Genomic DNA, 20495 nt, shown 5'->3' with positions numbered 1-20495 from the left:
TCAGCTACTTGCCTCCAGCCTGGACCGATAGGCTCCCAGACGCGTGCTGATCAACTGGCCATGTGGTCGTAACATATGGGCGACCTCCATCAGTTCCCGCGCAAGTGGAAGGTCGATCTCTTCGATGGCGAATGCCATATCGCGCAGATTGTCCACCTCTTTTTGATTGATTCTTCCCTCGGGCAAATTCGGGGACAGAAGCGCAGCATAATGTGCGATCACTGCCGCGGCGGTCAACGCACTGCGATTGGGCAGGTCGGTCGCGCAGGCGATGGCGTCATATTCGCGCGAAATCCGCAGGGCGCGGTTCCGGAAGGCCTTGATATCGTTGATATGCGAAAAGCTTGCAGCCTCGAAGGGAAGCGCGGATTTGGCCAGCCGACGCTTTTCCAGCGCATCGAGCGGCTGGGCGGTATTGACCAGATTGCGCTTCTCTGCGGGATCATGTCCGCAACCGATGGCCTGCATGAAACCGGCGATATGGGCCTGCCCGATATCACCATAGGCACGGGTAATCATGTTCTCGCGGCCGAATGCCTCCGCAAAACGGGACCAGATCGCCCCTTGCGCCAGAAAATCCACATTCAGCGCTGTAAAGAAGGTCGGGAAGTTTCGGGTACCCGAAGGCCCCTTGTTCACCTCGTTATACCAGGATTTCAGCAGCGACAGCGGTTCGCGCATGTAAAACAGGATCCGCGTGTCATAGGGGGCAAGGCGTTGGGCCAATTCACCGATGGCAGCGGCATGGTCTTTGCGCAGAGCCAACTGGACGAACTCTTCACTGGACAGGATGATCTTCCGGTGGGGCGACGCATTGATTTCGGCCGCCAGCGCGGCCCAGGCTTCGTCGGCACCGACATTCTCGCCATACCAAGGAGGCGGCACGAAGCCGTGCTTGCGCGCGACGGACAGCGAAAGATGGCCGTGATTGGTTGGATTGCCGCGTGGCCGCGCGGTCGCCGGATAAAGATAGCCATATTGGCCGAGCTCGGCAGCGTGGGCACTGCAATAATCCTGAATCGCGGAAGATCCGGTCTTGTAATGACCGATATGTACGTAGAGAATTTTTTTCTTATCCACAAGCTTCCCTGCACGATCCGCAAATTCGGATTCATCTATCCCCTACTCGCGAAGGGCGTCAAGCAGAGGTAAGGCCGCCCGTTGCCCCGAAACAAAAGGAATGCCGCTGAGTCCGCCCGGCATCGGCATTCCTCTGCTGTCATATTAAAACTGCCGAGAGGCATTTTTCTATTCGGGCAACCGCGAAGCGACAGTAAGACCTTGATCCGCCATGGTTTTGCGAAAATGCCGGAAGCGCTGCCGATATGTCGCCTTCATTTGCGCAAGCTTCTGCTCATGCAGCATCTCGTCCAGAGTTCCGGCAAGCCCGAGTTTGCGGAACTCCCTAATCGACAACGCCGGCAAGTCGAACAACCCGGTCAGTTCGCCGACGCGATTGTCTTCCTTTAGGAAAATGGCGGGCAAGCCCGCCTGTAGAGCGGCGATACCGCCATGGAAACGGTCACCGATAAAGACATCATGACGCAACGCACCGTGACGCCACGAACCGGATTCGTTGAAGTAATAATAGCGTCGAAAATTGATCGGCAGCCCGGCCTTTCCGCTCAGCCATTCGCTCATGACCTTCGGGTCGATTTCGGAATTGCCGTCGTTATAGAGGTTCGCCACCTTCTTCAGATCGCTGTAATGCAAAAATTCGTCCTGCATGGCGTAAGAGGCATCAATCCCCGTGAATGCCTGCGCCAGGGTGAGCCCGCGCTTGACCATTGCGTCCTCGCGGATGCTGAGATGGCCTGCGGTCAGCACGCTGGCAGCATTGCCCTTGCGGCGGGCATTGGTAGTGTCAAGTCCCATGATCGATTGCGGATACACATAGAGGCTGGGGCAGCCCAGGACTTCGGCACGGGTGAAGCCGTTCTTGTGCAACCAGTCGCGAGTTTCCCTGCCGCGAACGCCGAAAACCGCCGCCCGTTCATTGATAATCCCTATCGTGCTCACGGTTCCGGGTGAGATTTTCGATATGGAGTTGCGGCCTTGGACCCCTGCCCCCAGAACGATGAAGGGGACGCGACCATCCAGCGCCATCAATGCGCGGCCCAGGGCCGAGATGTCATGGTTGGGGCGGATGAAATTTGCCAGCGAGACAACCACCACATCGAAATTCTCGGCGATCCGATCAGCGAAGGATTCCCCCAGAGTTTTGAGCAGCTTGGATAGGTTTCCATAAGCCGACTGGTCGGGGATCTTCTGGAACAGCTTTGCCGGGGCTTCGGCATGGATGATATTGCCACGGTTGCCAGTCAACTGATGCGACGGCAGCAAGCCCTGCAGGCTGTGCATAACCGTCGGCTGCACCCCCAGAAGATGTGGTATTCCTATCGCGGGACGGTGCGTCGCAAGACCGGCCGCGTGGAACAGGATACGTTTGGCGGTCGTCGTCGTGATGGCCGGCTTCACAGGAGCTTGTAGGGTCATGGAGGCCATCTCAAATGCGGCTATCTACCTTATCGCCTAGGCTGGCCGCAAGTTCAAGCAGCTGACGCTGATTTGCAATCGGGTTGGGAACCGTGCTGAACTTGCCCCTCACGTCGAAGCCACAGACATTTTCCATCCACATGATGTCATCGCGATGGCGCTCGATATGCTGCTCGATCAGCTTGGCATCCAGACCGAATTTTGTCTGGCCGACGTGTCGCAGGGATTCCTGCATCTGGTCGCGGATACGGTTCCGCATGGCCGTGGGCAGCGCCGGTGCAGTAAAGCGATTGAAGGCGTAAAGTGCACCCAATGCCTCGGCGCTCATCGACTCGTTCTTGGATATTTCGGCCCGAGGTGGTACCTCAGTGCCCAGCACGTGCGCGAAATCGGCCACGATGTCACCATTATGCAGATCGACACGGTCGAAGCGGCGCCAGATGATATCGCCGGAAGCGAATTCCGCCAGCACTTTCTCGAAGCGTTTGCGATAGTCTGGGGCGGGGATAACGAAGCGTCGCTGGCCGGTCTTCAATCGCTGCTGGAACTGACTCGAGGCCAGTGAAGCCAGCGGACGGAGATAGGCGATGGCGACAACCCGCTGGAAATGGGCGCGCAGCTTCGCAACCAGTTTTCCGAATTCCTCGGCGTCCAGACGATCGACGATGATTTCACCTGAAAAAATGATGCTTTTTTGGGGTTTCAACGACTGTTCGAACTGCTGTTTGAAATCTGTAAAATGATGATTTAACTTGAAAAAATTCCATCCGCGCCACTCGATTTCAGGAAGCTGATCGGGCTTGCGAGAAAAGGCAAAGCAAATGGCAGGACCGTGGTTGCTGCCCCGAAGCTTCGCATATGCTAGGTCGGTCGTTTCGAAGCCGGCGAATGCGCTCTGGATGGAACTTGAACCTGTCTTGGGCATCCCGAGGTGAAGATAGCAAGTTTTCATATGACGTAAATCCGGATTTTTCTTTGCGTGCGTAAGGGAACGACTTGGTCGCTAATAGATATTTATCGTCACAATCAAGATCTTTCCAGCGCCAATTGCTTCATCATTAATGCCCATTGCTACCCGCTATGAGTGATGCGGAGACATCTTCCTCAATAATATCATCCTCGCCGCAATCATCATCTTCTGGATCTTAAGTTAATAGGAAAATACCCTAGGTGATGAACCGCGGCGCCCCGGCGATTGCACCAAGCTGGTCTCCGGCTCGACCAAGGCCGAACAGCGCCTTGGCTGGACGCCGGGACGATCGACGATGAACCAGATGATCGCGGATGCCTGGACCTGGCACCAGACCGGACACTACGACAAGTAAGGTTCCGCTGCTGCCGCGGGCCCGGTTTCCCCGGGCCCGCCCGCCCTGCGGCCGTTTCGCCGCAAGGATGCGATCCGCTTCCCTGCGGACAGGGCCAGGATCGGATGCAGGATCTGCCGTTTTGGGCGGCAAGACGAGGTTTCGCGCCGCATCCTGCCTGTCAAACGCGCAGAAATCGCCCCGACTGTCATCCGGCCGTCACCATGGCTATCGCAAGATCGCCGAGCTTTCCGCATACGGCCTGGACTGTCTGGGAAAGCATGTCCGCTCGTGCCCCGGCCCTGCGCGCCCCCTGATGGAAGGAACACCATGCCCCACCGTGATCGGCGAGTTCACGCAAGGAGCCGGCGCAGGGGTTGTGCTGCGGAAACCCCAGAGAGTAGAGAGTAAAAAATTTCCCAAGTTGTTTAGTCGAAATGTTGCCTCCACCTCCCCCCGTGGCTTCAGGCCCCCGCCATAGATGCGTTAGATCATGAAACATCAGTCCCAGCCCCTTTTCTCCCTCGACCGGGAAAGCACCGCCTCCGGCCTGCGCGCCGCCGCGTCCTCCGCCCTGCTGGTCGCTTCCGCAGACATGGCCGAGGCCCGCAGCCTCGCCCTTCCCGTGACGCTCATCGAGGTGTCCAGGTCGCAGGACGGGATCACCTTCCGGCCCGATGCGGGAACGGGCGCGGGGACTGACCTGGCCCTCGCCCAGGTCATGCTGGTGGCGATCGGCTGCCTGCCGCTGTCCAGCCGGGGGCGTGACGAGTTGGCCCGGATGGGGGCCTTCTGGGAGGAGCGGACGGGCGGTCCCGCGCCCCAATCCCTGGCGGTCCGGGGCGAAGACCTGCCGTCGCGCCGCCTGGCGGTGCTGGAATGGCTGGTCCTGCAGATGTCGGACGAGCGGCAGACCGCCGCGGTCCGGTCGACGCGGCTGATGCGGGAACTGGGGCTTCTGCGCCGGCAGCATGAGGAAACCCAGGCGGGGTTTCGCGACCTGGAGATGTTCCTCTATCGCAATGTCTCGCAGAAACGGATGCTGGACATCACCCTGTCGCCCATCGCCGGCCAGCTGCCGCTGACCTTGCGCGGCGGAGCGCAACTGGTTCAACGCCTGCCCGGCGCCAGTGCCGGGCTCAGCGACATTTCCATCCATATCGCCAACGAGACCCCGCCCGCCGACGGCATTCTCCATGCCAGCCTGTCCAGTCTGGAGGGCGGCGATACGCTGGCGATCTGGGAAGTGCCGGCGAACACGCTCCGCCATGGCTGGCTGCGCCTGTCGCTGGAGCGCGCCCTGGGGCCCGACGCGGTGACGCTGGTGCTGTCGGTCAGCTATCAGGGCAGCAGCACCGTCAAGCTGTCCAATTCGGTCCAGCATCCCGAGCAGCGCTTCTGGGCGCAAATGGGCGATCATTCCACGCCCAATGTACCGGCGCTGCAGATCTGGCGTTGGATCGCGGGCGCCAGCGCGCCCCTGGCGGCCACGGCGATCCTGCCGGTCGGCGGCAAGAACCGCCTGCGCCGGGTTCTGGGCGAGACCCTCACCACCGCCCGGGACATGAATGATTCCAATCAGATGCTGAGGCTGCAGCCGAATACCTCGGCGCTCTTGGTCCATGTGCTGGAGGAGCGCTTGGCGGGCGCGATCCTGTCGGGTGTCGCCTTACCCGGGGCGCGCCATGTCTATGCCGACGTGCGCACCTATCACGCCGATGCCCCGCCCGTCGAATACCAGATCGCCCTGGCGCCGCATTCGGCCCATCGCCCCCATGACGGCGAGGTTCCCGCCTTCAGGCCGCAATTCGCCTCGGACTGGATCCGCCTTGCCCCGCAGGAGGACGGACAGGTTCACCTGATCCTGCCGGAACCGCTGGATCAGCCCTGCGACGTCTACATGCTGACCCGCCTGCCCAAGGGGGTGCTGAACAATCACTTCGGCTGGTCGACCTTTGCAAACCTCACCCTGCAATACTGACCGGGGACCGGACATGCCTGATACCCAGTTGCTGACGCTCGACGGCGATCCGCTGCGCGCGGACAGCCCGCGCATTGCGGTCGTCGTGCCCATCTTCCGCCACTCTGTCCTGTTGTCCGAGGCGATCGACAGCGTGCTGGAGCAGCGCGCGCCCTTTTCCATCACCATCGTCCTGGTCAATGACGGCTGCCCCCATCGCGAGACCGAGCAGGTCTGCCGCGACTATGCGATGGCCTATCCCGACCGCATCACCTATCTGCGCAAGCCCAATGGCGGGCTCAGCGACGCCCGCAATCACGGCATCCGCCATGCCCTGACGGCATGGCCCGGCGTCGAGGCGATCTACATGCTGGATGCCGACAACCGCCTGCGGCCCGATGCCCTGGGCAATGCCATGGCCGCCTTGGAAGCAGACCCGCAGATCGGCTGGATCTATCCCAATATCGACATGTTCGGCCTGCAATGGGCCGGCGATTACGGCGGCGATTATTCCCTGCTGATCCATACCGTGATGAATGTCTGCGAGGCGGGCAGCCTGATCCGGCGCGCGGTGTTCGACGCCGGTGTCTTCTTCGACACCGCGTTCAAATCCGGCTTCGAGGACTGGGATTTCTTCCTCACCGCCGCCGAGGCCGGTTTCCGCGGCAAGAACATCGACAATTTCGGCTTCCTCTACCGCAAGCGCGCCGAATCCATGCTGGCCGATTCCGAGCGCGACGCCGAGGCCATCCGCAGCGTGATGCGGCAGAAGCACAAGAAACTGTTCGGCCCGCGGGGCCTGCTGACGCTGGAACAGCGGGAAGCCCCGCGCTATGCGATCTATCTCAGCGACCGCGATGAAGTCCTGCTGACCACCGATCCCGACCTGGGCCACGAACGCTGCGTGCCGGCCGCCGAATACGAGGATCTGTGGTGGCGGACCCAGACCGACAACTCGCATCACCATGCCCCGCCGCTGCTGGTCATGACCCATTCCAGCGTCCTGGAACAGCTTCGCCAGGCCAAGCTGCTGCATGGCCTGCTGTGGACCATGGAACGGCGGCTGGCGCAGAAGCCCTTCGTCGCCCTGGAACTGCAATCCCACGAAAGCGAGCGGATCACCTGGACCGAGGAAGACATCCAGGGCAAGCGCGAGCTGGGCGCCGCACTTCTCATGATCCGTCCGCAGCTGCTGCCCGAGATCGCCCGCGACACCTCAATCGCCTGGGCCTCGGGCATCGCCTCGCGGCCCTGCAGCCTGCCTTCGCTGGTCCTCGGCTTCGCCCTCTGCGAGCAGTTCTTCAGCAAGGACGTGCCGCCCTACCGCTCTGCCGCGCATGATTTCGTCGCCTTCGCCTCGCGGCTGCGCGCCTCGCCGATGCGCGCGGCGCTGGCGCAGAAATGGGACTGGCGCCATCCCGACATTCCCTGGCGCTCGCGCACGCACGAGATCACGCGCGTCCCCACCCTGGCCGAGGCGGCCTATCCGCGGGTGCATCGCGATGGCCGCGACATGGGCTTCGTGCTGCCGCTGGTCGAATTCGGCGGCGTGGAACGGGTCGCCCTCAACACCGCGCGGGCCATGAAGCGCGCCGGCTGGCGCCCGCACCTGTTCGTCGTCGACGCCAAAAGCTGCCAGTTCAGCGCGGAATGGCACGAGACCTTCGACAGCGTCACCTTCCTGGCCGACGACGGTTTCGCCACCTGGGGCCAGGCCGGTTCCAGCTATCTGGGCACCGACGTCCCCGACTGGTCGCGATGGGGCGACCAGAGAAACGCCACGGCGATGCTGGCCTGGCTCGATGTCGTCATCAACTTCCACGGCGGCGCCATCTCGGGGCTGATGGGCCGGCTGAAGCGCTTCGGGGTCAAGACCGCGCTGTCCCTCCACCTGAACGACCACAGCCCGTTCAAGCGGCTGGTCGGAAACACCTATCTCGGCCTTGCCTTCGAACATGCCTATGACCTGTTCCTGCCCTGCTCGGGGCAGTTAGCGGACTGGTGCCACGCCATGGGCGTGCCCGAGGAAAAGGTCATCCCGCTGCTGAACGCGCCCAGCTTCGACCTGCCCGAGGATTCGGCGCAGCGGCTGGACGCGCGGCGGTCCGGCGAGAACCGCCCCGACAGGCTGCGGGTCATCTATCTGGGCCGGCTCGACCAGCAGAAGGGGCTGGAGCGGCTTATCAGCATCATCGATTCCTCGCGCTCGGAATCGCTGCCCATCGACTGGCGCCTGATCGGCAAGCAGGTGGTGACCCATGGGGGGATGCGCCTGCCCTCGCGCATCGCCCGGATGATCGAACCGCCGATCACCACCCCGGAAGGCCTGGCCGAGGCCCTGGAATGGGCGGATGTCTTCGTCCTGCCGTCCTATTTCGAGGGCCTGCCGCTGACCATCCTGGAAGCCATGCGGTCCGGGGTCGTGCCCATCGCGACCGATGCGGGCGCGGTCTCCGAGGTGGTCCAGAGCTGGCAGAACGGCGTCGTCCTGTCGCAGAGCGACACCGTCGACGAGGCCATGGCCGCGCTGCGGCGCCTCTGCTTCGATCCGGATCTTCTGCACAAGCTTGCGCATCAGGCGAGGCTTGATATGCGGGGGCGCGACTGGGACGGCGCGGTGCGCCCGGTGATCGAACGGCTGGAGACGATGCTTGCGGCCGGTGATCGAACGGCTGGAGACGATGCTTGCGGCCGGCGGGAAGAAGGCCTGAGGAATAAAGACCATGAATGAAGAACGTTACCCGGCCCTCTACGCGCCGAAGGACGGCTATGTGTTCGTCGTGACCTATGGCCGCTCGGGATCGACGCTGACGCAAAGCCTGCTCAATGCCATACCGGGATACAGCATTCGCGGGGAAAACGGGAATCTGACGTATTTTCTTTCCCGGGCGATCCATCTGGTTGCAAAGCACGATATGTATACGTGGCGGCGCGAAGACCTCGCCAAAGAGCCGCAGGAACGCCGTGCCTATCTGAAGAACATCCTGGGACAGCCCTATGACCCCTGGGCCGGAGCGGAAAGCGTAGAGCCGGAGGATTTTCGTCTTTCGCTGATGAACCTTTTTGCCGAAAAAGTTCTCAAGCCCGAGACGGGGTGTCGGGTAAGCGGCTTCAAGGAAATCAGGCTGCACGAGGATCCCAACTTCTTTGAGAGTCACTTGGACTATCTGCGTGACAGCTTTCCAAAGACCCGCTTCCTTTTCCAGACCCGGAACCATGACGCGGTTTCCAGATCGAGCTGGTGGGCGAACAAGCCCAAGCACGTCGTATACAAGCAGCTGAAGCAGGCGGATGAAATGTTTTCGGAATATTCCCGGAAAAATCCCGATATCTGCTTCACGATCAGCTACGAGAAATACGCCGAGGGAATCGATTACGCCCGGGAGATTTATAACTTTCTGGGCGAGGATATGTCGGATGACGCGATCGGAGCGACGTTGGGCCAGAAACTCCGGCATTGATCTGATCGCGGAAGCCTTAATTCACACGTTGTAGATGCCCGCTGAAAGATCAGGCGGCCTCTTATCGGGAACAAACATGACGACAGCTCTCGTTCACTTCAATCATTCCTTTCAGGGAAATCAGACCACCTGGCCAAGCATGAGGACGTCCAGCTGGAAGCCGAATTATGGCGACATGCTGGTCTGTGCCGCTCTGCTTCGCCAAGTGGAGCTGGATGACACGGTCCGCGTCGGCTTTCCCAGGACGCTGGAACAGCCGGTGTCGCGGGCATTGATCCGGGGTTCGACCTATCTTCATAACAGGTTCGATTTTGAAGGGGCAAACCAGACCCTGGACAGTATCGATGCGCCGTTGACCATTGTCGGCCTGGGGGCGCAGAATTCCGAAAGCGACGTGTCCTTCCTGGACCAGAATGCAGGCGCCCGGGACTTCATTGCCCGCCTCTCCGAACGGTCGAACTCGATTTCGGTGCGCGGAGAATTTACCGCCGCCGTCGTCGAGCGGCTGGGCGGAAAGAATATTCGGCTGACGGGCTGTCCGTCGGTGTTCTACACGCTCCAATGCCCGCAGGTTGAAGTAAGCCCGTCCCTGGCCTCATCCGAGCGCCGGATTGGCGTTTCCATTCATACCGGCCTGCGCAAAAGCATCTATTGCGCCACTCCGACAGAGGCACGAAAAGCGCATGTCGACGCGATCCGGTATGGCATCGACGAATGCAGCGCCCTTTACCTCTTCGAGCAGGGGGTAAAAGCGGAATTCGACGTTGCCGACGCCGACCTGCCCATGACCCAGCGTCTTGCCGCCGCGCAAGAGATCGTCGAGCGCATTGCCCCTGACGGCCGGCTTACCCCGGAAGAACTGATCGCCCACATGGTGAGCGTCACCAGCATCGAGGAATGGCTGGCTCGCGCGGCCGAACTGGACGCCATCATAGGCTTCCGCTTCCACGGCAATATGGTGGCCCTGCTGCAGGGAAAACCCTGCTATTATTATGTCTATGACTCGCGCATCCGCGAGTTTTGCGAACTCTATGCGCTTCCTTATCAGGACGTGCGAGATCCCTGGGTCTCGCCCGCCGAGGCGATCCTGTCCCATTCCTGGGACAAGACCAATGCGGCCTTGCGGCGCTGCCATGCCGAGATGCAGGCCTTCTTCAAGGAAAACGGCTACCAGATCCGCGCAGCGGTCGAGGCGTGAGCATCTTCCCTCTGCGCGACCTTGCCTCTTGCAGGCCTCTCTTCCGGAGCCAATACCGCCATGCCCTTCATCCAGCATAACGGCAAACGCGTCCTCTTCATCCATATCCCGAAGGCCGGGGGCACCTCGGTCGAGACCTGGATGAAGGGCATCGCGCCGCTGCGGCTGTTCTCGATGGGGATCCCCCATGCCAGCCGCTGCACGCCGCAGCACTATCGCGCCCAGGATATCCGGGCGCTGCTGGGCGAGGGGTTCTTCGACCTCGCCGTGACCATCGTGCGCAACCCCTATGACCGGATCGCCAGCGAATACCGGATGCGCGCCGAGCTTGCCAAGGAAAGCTTCTGGAAGGGGCTGCCCGCCTTCTCGCCCTGGATCGAGGAGAACCTAGACCGCCAGCAGCGCGACAGGTTCCATCTGGACAACCACCTGCGCCCGCAATGGGAGTTCCTGGGCAACGACGTCGAGGTGTTCCGGCTGGAGGACGGCCTGGCCGCGCCGCTGGCGCGCCTCGCCGATGTCCTGGGCGTGGCGCCCCCCGAGACGCCCCCGCACGAACTGCGCAGCGCGCCTCAGGAGATCGTCTGGGATGTGGCCGACCGGATCCGCGTCCAGACCCACTACGCCAAGGATTTCGAGCGGTTCGGCTACCATCGCCAGGATAGCCGAAGACTCGGGTGACTCCCCAATCCTTCAACCGCTGCCAGGAGAAATCGCCTACTGTCCGTGCCATGCGTGCCTCCTGTTTGCGTTGGCCAACTGACGTAACCGTTTGCCGCATAAGGTGTTCCCACTAAAGATCGGCACCGTCGGGAACATTGGCGGGCGGTCGGTGTTCTGGGGTCCCATTGCATGGAGGACGCCGCTTATGCCGGTAGACGGACAGCAACAGCACAGGTCATCAGATACCGTTCGCAACAGGTCCGAAACGAAAACGGATCGTTCGGCAGGCGAGGCTGGCGCACCTGTCGACATGGACTACTATCGGAAGTCCAAGCAAGTAGGAGCGCGGCTGACACTTGGCGCCTGGGCCCCCGCGCTCGTGCTGCTGGCATTGATCGCTATGGCGAGCCTGTGGTTTCTGGTTGGCTGAGCAACGACAGTTCCCTCAACAATAACGGAATCAGTTGCAGGAATGGTATGCACGAATGTCAGATCGAACAGCTAAACGATTTGGGTAGGGCAAAATCGTCCGACGCATTGCTCGGCAGAGGAGCCAGCGTCTCAAACATATCCTGGCTCAGCCGTTCCCGCGTTCGAACATTAATGATCGTGTAACGGCGGTGAACCCGGACTGGTTTGGCCCATCGGTCGTGCCAGCGCAACGATATGGGCGCTAACGTGCTTTCCGGAATGGGTGGGGGGACCTGATAGGTCAGACCAGTACGCGAATATGGCGTAGCTGGCCCCGTTCTGTCTGCGTCACAACATCGGCCGTCCACCGGTCACCTCATAGAGAGCGCCAGTGGTATAGCTCGACTCGCTCGATGCAAGCAGGACATAGGTCGCCGCAAGTTCGGCGGGCTGCCCTGGCCGTTTCAGCGGAGTGTCCTTGCCGAAGTTCCTTACCTTCTCTTCCGGCATGGTCGACGGGATCAGCGGCGTCCAGATGGGCCCCGGAGCCACTGCATTGACGCGGATGCCCCGATCCGCCAGCAGCCCCGCGAGCCCTGCCGTGAAATTCGCGATCGCCCCTTTGGTTGTGGCATAGGCCAGCAAGGTTGCCGAAGGGCTTGTGGCGTTGATCGACGAAGTGTTGATGATCGCAGCGCCCGGTTTCATGTGCTTTACCGCCTCTTGGCAGAGGTAAAACATCGAATAGATGTTGGTCCTGAAGGTCAGGTCCCATTCCTCGGTGCTGATATCCTCGAACTGCTCGAATGTTGCCTGATGAGCGGCGTTATTGACCAGAATGTCCAGCCGGCCCAGCTCCTCCACGGCCTTGCCAATCAGAGATCTGGCATAATGTTCGTCCGAGATGTCGCCCCGCGCCAGAACAGCCTTCCGCCCGGCCTTTTCCACCCAGCGGGCGGTGTCCTGCGCATCCTCGTCTTCTTCCAGATAGTTGATGACGATATCCGCGCCTTCCCGCGCGAAGGCAATGGCGACTGCCCTCCCGATGCCTGAATCTCCGCCGGTAATGATTGCTACGCGGTCCTTGAGCCGATCATTGCCGCGATAGCTCTCCTCACCATGATCCGGTTGCGGATCCATCTGGCCGGTATAACCGGGCATGTCCTGCTGTTGTTCGGGCAGCGGAGGCTGGACGTGCTTCTTCTGCGGATCATCCTGCATTTTTTACTCCTGTTCAAATGCTGCTTCACCTCGACAAGAGATGCGGCATCAATTCTAAACGTTGGGGCACTCGTGCCGCTTGAGACACTCGCTTTCCTGGTTTTGCCTGCACGGGAGCCGGTGCAAATGACATGTCCGCGCATTTACAACTGGTGCAACAGGAACCGGTGCCTGTTGTTCCCGATAAAGCAACAAAATCGCTGATTTTTCTCTTTGTCCTATTGGCGAGCAGATTCCGAATGACTGAAATGCATCGGCAGAAGCTGGCTCTCGGCATGGTGCCGGCCAGCGCCACGGAAACGGTCCTGACTGCTGCTATCTCGGCACGGAAGAGGCACCGGTGACGGCCTTTCGGCTGGCGCGCGCGGCCTAGTCATCGTGCCGATGATTTCACGCTCAACCGGTTGCCCCACAAGATCCAGAGCCGGTGAGGATTTTTACGCCATCTTTGTCTGCATCATGGTCGACGCTGGGGGATCGAGATCGTCAACAAGATGCTCTTCGGACCACGTGTCGCGTTTTACAGTTACGATCACGCAATTCACCCCACAGAACGTACGACTGAAGGCGGAAGACTTCCGGATCGAAAAGACGCAAAACAATGAAGCGCGATTTCAAGGTTGTCGACGTTTTCTCGGCGAGTGAGACAGCCGCCGCGCTGGTGCGGTCCCGATCGCCACGCCAAGCTAGCATGCGGCGATCTGGCATTCAGCGATGAAGACAACTTGACTTTGTATAGGTCAGGGTTCCTATACTTAGGCAGGTTTTCGCTTATCATGGTTTATTGTCATGCCCCATAAATCCACCCCGCGCATCTTCCGTCCTGCCGTTTCGCCCCATGAATGGGCGGTGATCCTGACCGTTCTCGGCACCTACCGCCACAACAAGGATTTCCGGAAAATCCATGATCGCTTGACCGACGAAGCAGCGAAAGCGGGAATCAAGGTTCCACAGGGCTTGTCCCAGGTCGGCCAGCACTGACGAAGGCGCGTGGGCGGCGCCCGCAGACGACGGGAACATATGCCCGCCCCCCAAGTTACAGGCATGGAGGTTTGACCCATGACCAGAGAACGACCGAAGCAGCACAACCCAGCGACCGATCCCGAGCGGGAGAATGGCCAGGGTAAACATGAGGGCGTCCCGCACGATCCGAAAGAGTTCGACACGCTCAATCCGGCCAAGCAGAAAGACATTCGGCAAGATGCCGACAATCCCGTCGAGCCGGGTGGCCGGAAGCCCGACACTGCCATGTGCGAGAACCGGGACCGGCCAGGAATGGTCGATAAGAGCGAAGACTGCTGACTCAACCCATGGAAGCAAGCCGGGCCCGGCCGGTCTCGCGCCTGCTCCGGGGTGCCGTTTCAAACTTCGCAAGTAGGCGGAACAAGGCGACTTGTTTGGCGTTCTTGTCGCGATGCAGCATCTGACGCCCCGCATCGCCATTTTTTTTGTAATTGCCTGAACAAGCGCTTTGGGAGGGAAATTCTTCCACTGCATCATCTATCTGTTCGTAAGCGGGAAGCGGAGACCGTTCAGGCCTTGTAGTTCCATGGCATGAGAGCGTCGATGTTTGCGCTTTGCCATTGATTGGCAATGCGCTCCAAGGTCTGGGTCAGCCACACGACGGGGACGACGCTGTTCATTTTGCAGGTCTGCAAGAGCGTGGAGATGGAGGCCCATGTCCGACCGCCGCCATCTGACCCGGCGAACAGGCTGTTCTTCCTCGTGATGGTCATCACCCGTTCATTCTGCCCATGTCGGGCAATTTGTTGAGGTTGACCTGCCCCCCGGAATGTCCCTCGCTTTGATGTAGGGTTTGCTTCACCGCGAAGGAGCAGACGATATGAGGAAAAGCCGCTTCACCGAGGCGCAGATCATCGGAATGATCAAGGAACAGGAGGCCGGCATGGCGACAGCGGAAGTCTGTCGCCGTCATGGCCTGAGCCCCGCAACGTTCTACAAGCTCAAGGCCAAGTATGGCGGCATGGACGTGTCTGATGCGCAGCGGCTGAAGACGCTGGAGGACGAGAACGGCAAGCTGAAGCGTCTGCTGGCGGACGCGATGCTGGACAACATCGTGCTGAAGGATCTTCTGGGAAAGCCCTGACGACACCGAAGGTGCGGCGGGAGGCAGTGCTCAGGGCGATGCGGGATCATGATATCTCGCAACGCCGGGCCTGCATCCTGATCGGTGTCGATCCGAAGACGGTGCGGCGCGAGCGTCCACCCGACAATCCGGAGATCCGCAAGGCCATGCAGGAGATCGCAGCCGTGCGCCGTCGGTTCGGCTATCGGCGGATCGGGCTGTTGCTGGAGCGTAAAGGCATGCTGATGAAACCGAAGAAGCTGTATCGTCTCTACCGCGAAGAAGGGCTGTCGGTCCGACGCAGGCGGGGCCGCAAGCGCGCCCGCGGCACACGCACGCCGATGCCGCCGGCCCTGATACCGAACCAGCGCTGGTCGCTGGACTTTGTGGCGGACACGTTCGGGGCGTCACGCAAGTTCCGCATCTTGGCGGTGATCGACGATTGCTGCCGCGAGAACCTGTGCCTGATCGCCGACACCAGCCTCTCGGGCGCGAGGGTGGTGCGCGAGTTGGATGCACTGGTGCGGATCTATGGCAAGCCCACCTGCATCGTAAGCGACAACGGCACCGAGTTCACCAGTCGGGCCATCCTGAAGTGGGCAGACCAGAACAACGTCACCTGGCACTATATCGACCCCGGCAAGCCGCAGCAGAACGCCTTCATCGAAAGCTTCAACGGCAGCCTGCGCGACGAGTTGCTAAACGAGGAGATCTTTGACACCCTCGAAGACGCCCGCCGCAAGGTCGCACTCTGGCGCTACGACTATAATGCCGTCAGGCCGCATTGCTCGCTCGGCAACCTGACGCCCCTCGAAGCGCGCCGCGCGCTTGCGCTACCTGATGGCTCCGCGACCGGCGCGCTTGTCATGAAACCACCCGCCGACTACCAATCTCAAACCCGCAGACTCTCGTTATGATCGACGGAACAAAGGGGGGCAGGTCAGGCCGCTTAACATGAGCACCCGACCGGAACGAAACCGGGACAGGTCCAGATGCCGTCGGGGGGCAGTCACAGCATCAACGCCCCCTGAGTGCGGGCGGCTAGACGGGTCTAAAACGACGGCCCCGCGACAAAGGGTCAGATCATTGAACGCCCTTCCTTGCGGGCCTTGCGCATCTCGCCGAAGAAGGCGCGGGCGATGACCGCCAGCACCCCGGCGACGATCACCGGCCAGATCAGGACATAGAAGGTCAGAAAACTGGTGGACATGATGCGGTCTCCTCAGGATTGTGCAGGTGATTTGTCAAAGCGGCCGGTTTCCTCGGCGATGCGGGCAAAGTCGAAACGCTCGGTCGTGGTCAGCGAAATGCCGACGCAAAGAACCGTGCTGATTGCATAGGCCAGCAGCGAGGCCGTCAGCACCGGGTAAAGATGCAGAAAGCCCATGCCGAAGGGCAGCACCGCCATCGCGACCACGACAGCCGCCGCGATCCCAACCCGCAGGCCGAAAAAGCCGAAGGCCATCAGCCCGGCAATGACGCCGACACCGATCACCGCCAGCAGGTCGGTCAGGATCGCGACCGGCCCGCTCAGCGCGATCCAGCCGAAACGGACCGGAAAGAACACCGCCAGCGCCGTCAGCACCGCCGCGGAAAAGGCCGTATTGGACACCCGGTTCCAATAGAAGCTGGCGATCACCGGAAAGACCAGCGCCCCCCAGATCGCGCCAACCAACACCAGCAGTTCAAGAATGTTCAGCCGGTTCGACGCGATATAGACGGCGGTACCGGTGGCCAGAATCATCGTCAACCGCCCGATCAGCAGCATCACCCGGGGCTTTGCCTGACCGGGCCGGGCGATGTTGCGGCCATATACATCTGTCATCATGATCGAGGACAGGGCCGACAAATCACTGTCTGCGGTCGAGGCCATCGAACCGATCACCATGATGAAGAACAAGCACAGGATGCCGACATTCAAATAGGTGGCGGCCAGTTGCGGCACCAGATTGTTGACGTCGCCATCCATCGGCTCGACACCCAGATACAGCGCCAGAACGCCCAGCATTCCAACGCCGATCACCGTCGCGCCGTAACCCACGGTGGCGGTGACGAAGGTCTGCTTGATCTTGTCCTCGCGCACGGCGAACAGGCGCTGCGCGATGGTCTGGTTGCCGATGGCATAGGCCAGAACGGCGGCAATATAGGGCGCGCCTTGATTGAGGAACGCCTCGGACGAAAAGAAACTCTGCTGCTGGGCAGACAGATTGATAGCGCCGGTCTCGAAGATGGCGGGACCGCCGGCGGCGAAGAAGATGACCGGAACGATGACAACGACCGCGCCCAGCATCGCGCAGACCTGCAGAAAATCAGTCAGGATCGAGGCCCGGATGCCCGACCACAGCGTGTACAGCAGCACCCCCGTCGCGATCAGCAGGATGCCGGTCGAGAAAGATAGCGGCGACAGCATCGCGATCAGCGCCCCGCCCGCGATGAAGTTCGACGTCAGGCTGAGCAGGCTACCCAGAATGTTCGACCCTGCGAGGATCAGTTGGCTGGATCGCCCGTGGCGCACATGCAGGATTTCCGCCAGCGTATGGGCGCGCGGAGCAAGGCTGCGGATACGTCGCCCGAAGGGATAGATGAACAGGATCATCAGCGCCCCCCACAGCCCGTAATGGATCGGCCCGGAGACGCCATAGGTATAACCCGAGGTGGCCGAGGCATAAAGCGACGAGGCCCAAATCCAGGTGGCGGTCATCGACGCCGCCGAGATACCGAAGCCAACGCGGTTGCCTGCGGTCATGTAATGGTCGGCGTTTTCCTGTTTGCGCCCGATCGACAGGGTGATGAGGAAGGTCACGCCGAAAAAGAGAATGAGAAGAAGAAGGGTGAGCGGTGTTCCAAGTTGTTGAAGTTGCATTGCACCTGTAGCCGGTTGTTGACATCGAGGCGGACCGAAACACACGACAGCAGGCGGGCAGCCAAAGGCTGCACGTCACGGACCGCAGGGTTTTTTCATTGCTCTGCCCTGGCCTGATCGGCGGCGAAGCATTCAGGAGTGCCACGGGTTTCGCCCGGCGGCACTCACAAAATCGGGAGGTTGACTTGAGGGTCTTTTAACCTTTTGCCCCGATTGTGCAACCCGATGGGCATCATCCCTTGGTTATAGGGTCCGCCAAACTGCCCGAAATGCAGGCCTGCCGGGGTCAGTCTCGCTGAACAGAACAGGGCAGATTTCTTGGCCGCTGCCCGACGGGACGCTGCAACTGATCGCCGAACCGCGCTGCGACGGAACCCCAAACGATTCAGGGTTCAGTAAAAATGCTTTAGCAACTTCTGTGGTTGCCGCCCATTGAGCGAGTAACGCGCGAAAGTTGGTGATGCCCTAAAAGGCGGCATATCAAGGCGGTGTTCAGACGCTGTCAATTCTCAGCCGAGAAAGGGATATGCCACATGTCAGGCTCTACCATCACCCATCTGCCCGATCCATCGGGATTTTCCTCCGACCCGTTGACCGATCTGGTGCGCGACGGGGCGCGGCAGTTGATCCGTCAGGCTGTCGAAGCCGAACTGGCGGTCCTGCTTGAACGCCACGCGGCCGACAGGCTGGAAGACGGTCGCGCCCGGCTGGTCCGGCATGGGCATCTGCCCGAGCGTGAGGTGCTGACCGGCATCGGCCCGGTGTCGGTGAAGGTGCCTCGCGTTCGGGATCGTGGGGCGGGCGAGGACCGGATCAGTTTCACGCCAAGCATTTTGCCGCGATACCTGCGCAAGACGAAATCGGTCGCAGAACTGCTGCCATGGCTTTATCTCAAGGGCGTGTCGACCGGGGATTTCAGCGAAGCCCTGGCGGCGCTGCTCGGTCCGCAGGCGCAGGGTCTGTCGGCGGCGACGATCTCGCGGCTGAAAGCCGACTGGTGGAACGACTATGAAGCCTGGCAAAGGCGTGACCTCGGCATGCGCCGCTTCCTCTGCATCTGGGCGGATGGGGTTTATTTCAAACCCCGGATGGCCGAGGAGAAACAGTGCGTTCTGGTGATCGTCGGTGCCGATGAATATGGCCGCAAGGAGCTGCTGGCCATGACAGACGGCTTCCGCGAAAGCACGCAGAGCTGGCGGGAATTGCTGCTCGATCTCAAACGCCGTGGCCTGAAACAGGATCCGAAGCTTGCCATCGGTGACGGCGCTCTCGGCTTCTGGGCTGCCTTGCGTGAGGTGTTCGCTACGACACGGGAACAGCGTTGCTGGGTCCACAAGACCATGAACGTGCTCAACGCGCTGCCGAAATCGCTGCAGGTCAAGGCCAAGGGGCATCTGCATGACATCTGGCTGGCCGAGACGAAGGTCCAAGCCAACGCCGCCTTCGATTATTTCATCGAAACCTATGGGGTCAAATACGAAAAAGCGCTCGCCAAGCTGGTCAAGGACCGCGATGCGCTGCTCACCTTCTATGACTTCCCGGCCGAGCATTGGAAACACATCCGGACGTCAAACCCGTTCGAAAGCACCTTCGCCACCGTCCGGCATCGGACCAGACGAACCAAGGGCTGCCTGAGCCGCAAGACCGGGCTCGCCATGGCATTCCGACTGATGATGTCCGCGCAGAAGAAATAGCGCAAGCTCGACGGTCAGAACCGCCTGCCGGAAATCATCCAGGGGATTGAATTCCGCGACGGCCTCCGCCACCTTCAAGCCGCCGCCTGAGCAGGCGTCACCAACTTCTGCGCATATCTCCCATTGAGCAAGGCCTCTTCTCTTGGGGCAGGTGATCGAGTGCGGTCTTCTGTCAGGCCTGTATTATGTGCGGCAATTTTCAGAAGCCGCTGGCCGGGATGGTGATCAGCGAAGCGGGTCCACATCTGTGTCTCGAGCTCGGTTGCTCGCAGTTGCTATCTGGTTTTCCCGATCCGGATCGTTTCGATCTTTTGCCCATGGAGTCGTCGGCTTCTTACACCTCTTCGCCCTGTGCCGAATGCGTGCGCTACGTTCAAGCCGTGTGGGCAGGTCGCCGATCCGTGTCCAGTTGCCGCCACCGAAAACCCCGTTCTTGCGATAGATGCCGTTGAAGTTGCTGTTGCCGTCACCGTAGACGCGACCGGCCGAGCCGGTGGCCCAGTCCAGATCGGCAAACAGCTGGACGCGGGTCTCATGGGCCGGCCCGACCTCCGCCATCAGCAACGCCACGAGGCGCGCGATCGGGATCAACCGGGTAGAGCCCTGCCAGTTCACGATCACATCATCCGCAAGGTTGGATTGCGGAAGGTTCAGAGTGGTAACTCCGGCCATCAGATCACCTCAATGGTCAGGGGGGCGTTGATCGGGCCAGGCACGCCATCAGCGTTCTGTGGCTCGAGCCACAGATAATGGGTGCCGGCGTCGAGACAGGCGGCGGTTTCGAGATTGAGAAGGATGTCGCTGACGGCTCCGTCGAAGGCTGCGTCGGCGGAGAATTCTAAGGTATCGTTGCCGGTGACGGCTTGAATGCGATCGGTGACCTGTCCATCGACCGAGATCGCGGTACCGGGCCGCAGCGAGCCACCCGACAGGCGGGGCGCCACCGCCCCTGCCGTGCGATCCGACACCGCGAAGCCAATGCGGTACCAGCGCCCCACCTGCGCCGCGAGGGGTTGGGCCAGCTCGCTTGCCGTGCACGGCGTGTGGGTCGCTTCACCGCCGTCTATCGTCCGTCCGGACCCAACCACCCATGCAGAGGGCACGATCAGGCTGGACCGGGTCATATCGCCGACTGACA

The 20495-nt window shown here is 61.0% G+C and carries 16 protein-coding genes and 3 pseudogenes; 10 read left to right on the top strand and 9 right to left on the bottom strand.

Going from position 1 to position 20495, the window contains the following annotated elements:
- The 3 genes from JHW40_RS23475 to JHW40_RS23465 form a co-directional block, all read right to left on the bottom strand.
- Complete coding sequence (locus JHW40_RS23475; protein WP_090617498.1) at nt 1-1080, bottom strand: hypothetical protein; 1080 nt, start codon at nt 1078-1080, stop codon at nt 1-3.
- Nucleotides 1081-1248: 168 nt separating this feature from the next.
- Nucleotides 1249-2496 carry a polysaccharide pyruvyl transferase family protein gene (locus JHW40_RS23470; RefSeq protein WP_170851968.1) on the bottom strand — a complete coding sequence of 416 codons (1248 nt, stop codon included), beginning with the start codon at nt 2494-2496 and terminating at the stop codon, nt 1249-1251.
- Between the two features lie 10 nt (nt 2497-2506).
- The gene (locus tag JHW40_RS23465) at nt 2507-3448 is read right to left on the bottom strand and encodes a hypothetical protein (protein ID WP_090617494.1); all 942 of its coding nucleotides are present in this window, start codon (nt 3446-3448) and stop codon (nt 2507-2509) included.
- A gap of 226 nt (nt 3449-3674) precedes the next feature.
- On the opposite strand from JHW40_RS23465, the pseudogene JHW40_RS23460 reads away from it, so the two are divergent.
- From JHW40_RS23460 to JHW40_RS23435, 6 genes and pseudogenes are all read left to right on the top strand, one after another.
- A pseudogene (locus tag JHW40_RS23460) lies at nt 3675-3821 on the top strand (UDP-glucose 4-epimerase GalE); the annotation flags it as partial.
- Nucleotides 3822-4293: 472 nt separating this feature from the next.
- Nucleotides 4294-5781, top strand: coding sequence for a DUF6212 domain-containing protein (locus tag JHW40_RS23455; RefSeq protein ID WP_090617492.1), 1488 nt, complete (start codon nt 4294-4296; stop codon nt 5779-5781).
- A gap of 13 nt (nt 5782-5794) precedes the next feature.
- Nucleotides 5795-8491, top strand: a complete 2697-nt coding sequence (locus JHW40_RS23450) for a glycosyltransferase (RefSeq protein WP_090617489.1) — start codon at nt 5795-5797, stop codon at nt 8489-8491.
- Nucleotides 8484-9221 carry a sulfotransferase gene (locus JHW40_RS23445; protein ID WP_090617487.1) on the top strand — a complete coding sequence of 246 codons (738 nt, stop codon included), beginning with the start codon at nt 8484-8486 and terminating at the stop codon, nt 9219-9221. The genes JHW40_RS23450 and JHW40_RS23445 overlap by 8 nt, the downstream gene beginning before the upstream one ends.
- 76 nt (nt 9222-9297) lie before the next feature.
- A complete protein-coding gene (locus JHW40_RS23440; protein WP_170851967.1) occupies nt 9298-10419 on the top strand; it encodes a polysaccharide pyruvyl transferase family protein in 1122 nt (373 codons plus the stop codon).
- Nucleotides 10420-10479: 60 nt separating this feature from the next.
- Complete coding sequence (locus tag JHW40_RS23435; protein WP_090617483.1) at nt 10480-11100, top strand: sulfotransferase family 2 domain-containing protein; 621 nt, start codon at nt 10480-10482, stop codon at nt 11098-11100.
- Between the two features lie 741 nt (nt 11101-11841).
- On the opposite strand, the gene JHW40_RS23430 is transcribed toward JHW40_RS23435, so the two are convergent.
- Nucleotides 11842-12714 carry an SDR family oxidoreductase gene (locus tag JHW40_RS23430; RefSeq protein ID WP_272849045.1) on the bottom strand — a complete coding sequence of 291 codons (873 nt, stop codon included), beginning with the start codon at nt 12712-12714 and terminating at the stop codon, nt 11842-11844.
- Nucleotides 12715-13503: 789 nt separating this feature from the next.
- Here JHW40_RS23430 and JHW40_RS23425 point away from each other — a divergent pair.
- Complete coding sequence (locus JHW40_RS23425; RefSeq protein WP_272849047.1) at nt 13504-13695, top strand: hypothetical protein; 192 nt, start codon at nt 13504-13506, stop codon at nt 13693-13695.
- Nucleotides 13696-13773: 78 nt separating this feature from the next.
- Nucleotides 13774-14016: a hypothetical protein gene (locus JHW40_RS23420; RefSeq protein ID WP_272849147.1), complete on the top strand. Its 243-nt coding sequence runs from the start codon at nt 13774-13776 to the stop codon at nt 14014-14016.
- Between the two features lie 230 nt (nt 14017-14246).
- On the opposite strand, the pseudogene JHW40_RS23415 reads toward JHW40_RS23420, so the two are convergent.
- Nucleotides 14247-14456: pseudogene (locus tag JHW40_RS23415) on the bottom strand (transposase domain-containing protein); the annotation flags it as partial.
- 101 nt (nt 14457-14557) lie between these two features.
- Between JHW40_RS23415 and JHW40_RS23410 the strand changes: the two are divergent.
- A protein-coding gene (locus JHW40_RS23410) for an IS3 family transposase (protein ID WP_090617810.1) occupies nt 14558-15717 on the top strand; the annotation gives its coding sequence in 2 pieces (ribosomal slippage) (nt 14558-14816 and nt 14816-15717; 1161 coding nt in all).
- Nucleotides 15718-15878: 161 nt separating this feature from the next.
- Here the strand turns inward: JHW40_RS23410 and JHW40_RS23405 are convergent.
- The gene (locus tag JHW40_RS23405) at nt 15879-16010 is read right to left on the bottom strand and encodes a putative transporter small subunit (protein ID WP_090617808.1); all 132 of its coding nucleotides are present in this window, start codon (nt 16008-16010) and stop codon (nt 15879-15881) included.
- A gap of 12 nt (nt 16011-16022) precedes the next feature.
- On the bottom strand, nt 16023-17663 hold the full coding sequence (locus JHW40_RS23400; RefSeq protein WP_090617806.1) for a sodium:solute symporter family transporter: 1641 nt from the start codon (nt 17661-17663) through the stop codon (nt 16023-16025).
- A gap of 533 nt (nt 17664-18196) precedes the next feature.
- On the opposite strand from JHW40_RS23400, the pseudogene JHW40_RS23395 reads away from it, so the two are divergent.
- A pseudogene (locus JHW40_RS23395) lies at nt 18197-19447 on the top strand (IS256-like element ISPpa1 family transposase).
- Nucleotides 19448-19582: 135 nt separating this feature from the next.
- On the opposite strand, the gene JHW40_RS23390 reads toward JHW40_RS23395, so the two are convergent.
- Together JHW40_RS23390 and JHW40_RS23385 are read right to left on the bottom strand one after the other, a co-directional pair.
- The gene (locus JHW40_RS23390; RefSeq protein WP_090617804.1) at nt 19583-20029 is read right to left on the bottom strand and encodes a hypothetical protein; all 447 of its coding nucleotides are present in this window, start codon (nt 20027-20029) and stop codon (nt 19583-19585) included.
- On the bottom strand, nt 20029-20481 hold the full coding sequence (locus JHW40_RS23385) for a hypothetical protein (protein WP_139208293.1): 453 nt from the start codon (nt 20479-20481) through the stop codon (nt 20029-20031). Before JHW40_RS23385 ends, JHW40_RS23390 begins: the two co-directional genes overlap by 1 nt.
- Nucleotides 20482-20495: the final 14 nt, after the last annotated feature.

It is taken from the genome of Paracoccus alcaliphilus (genome assembly GCF_028553725.1).
Taxonomy (GTDB): domain Bacteria; phylum Pseudomonadota; class Alphaproteobacteria; order Rhodobacterales; family Rhodobacteraceae; genus Paracoccus; species Paracoccus alcaliphilus.
The sequence above is the reverse complement of the archived record's forward strand: the minus strand, read 5'-3'. Positions and strand labels throughout refer to the sequence as shown.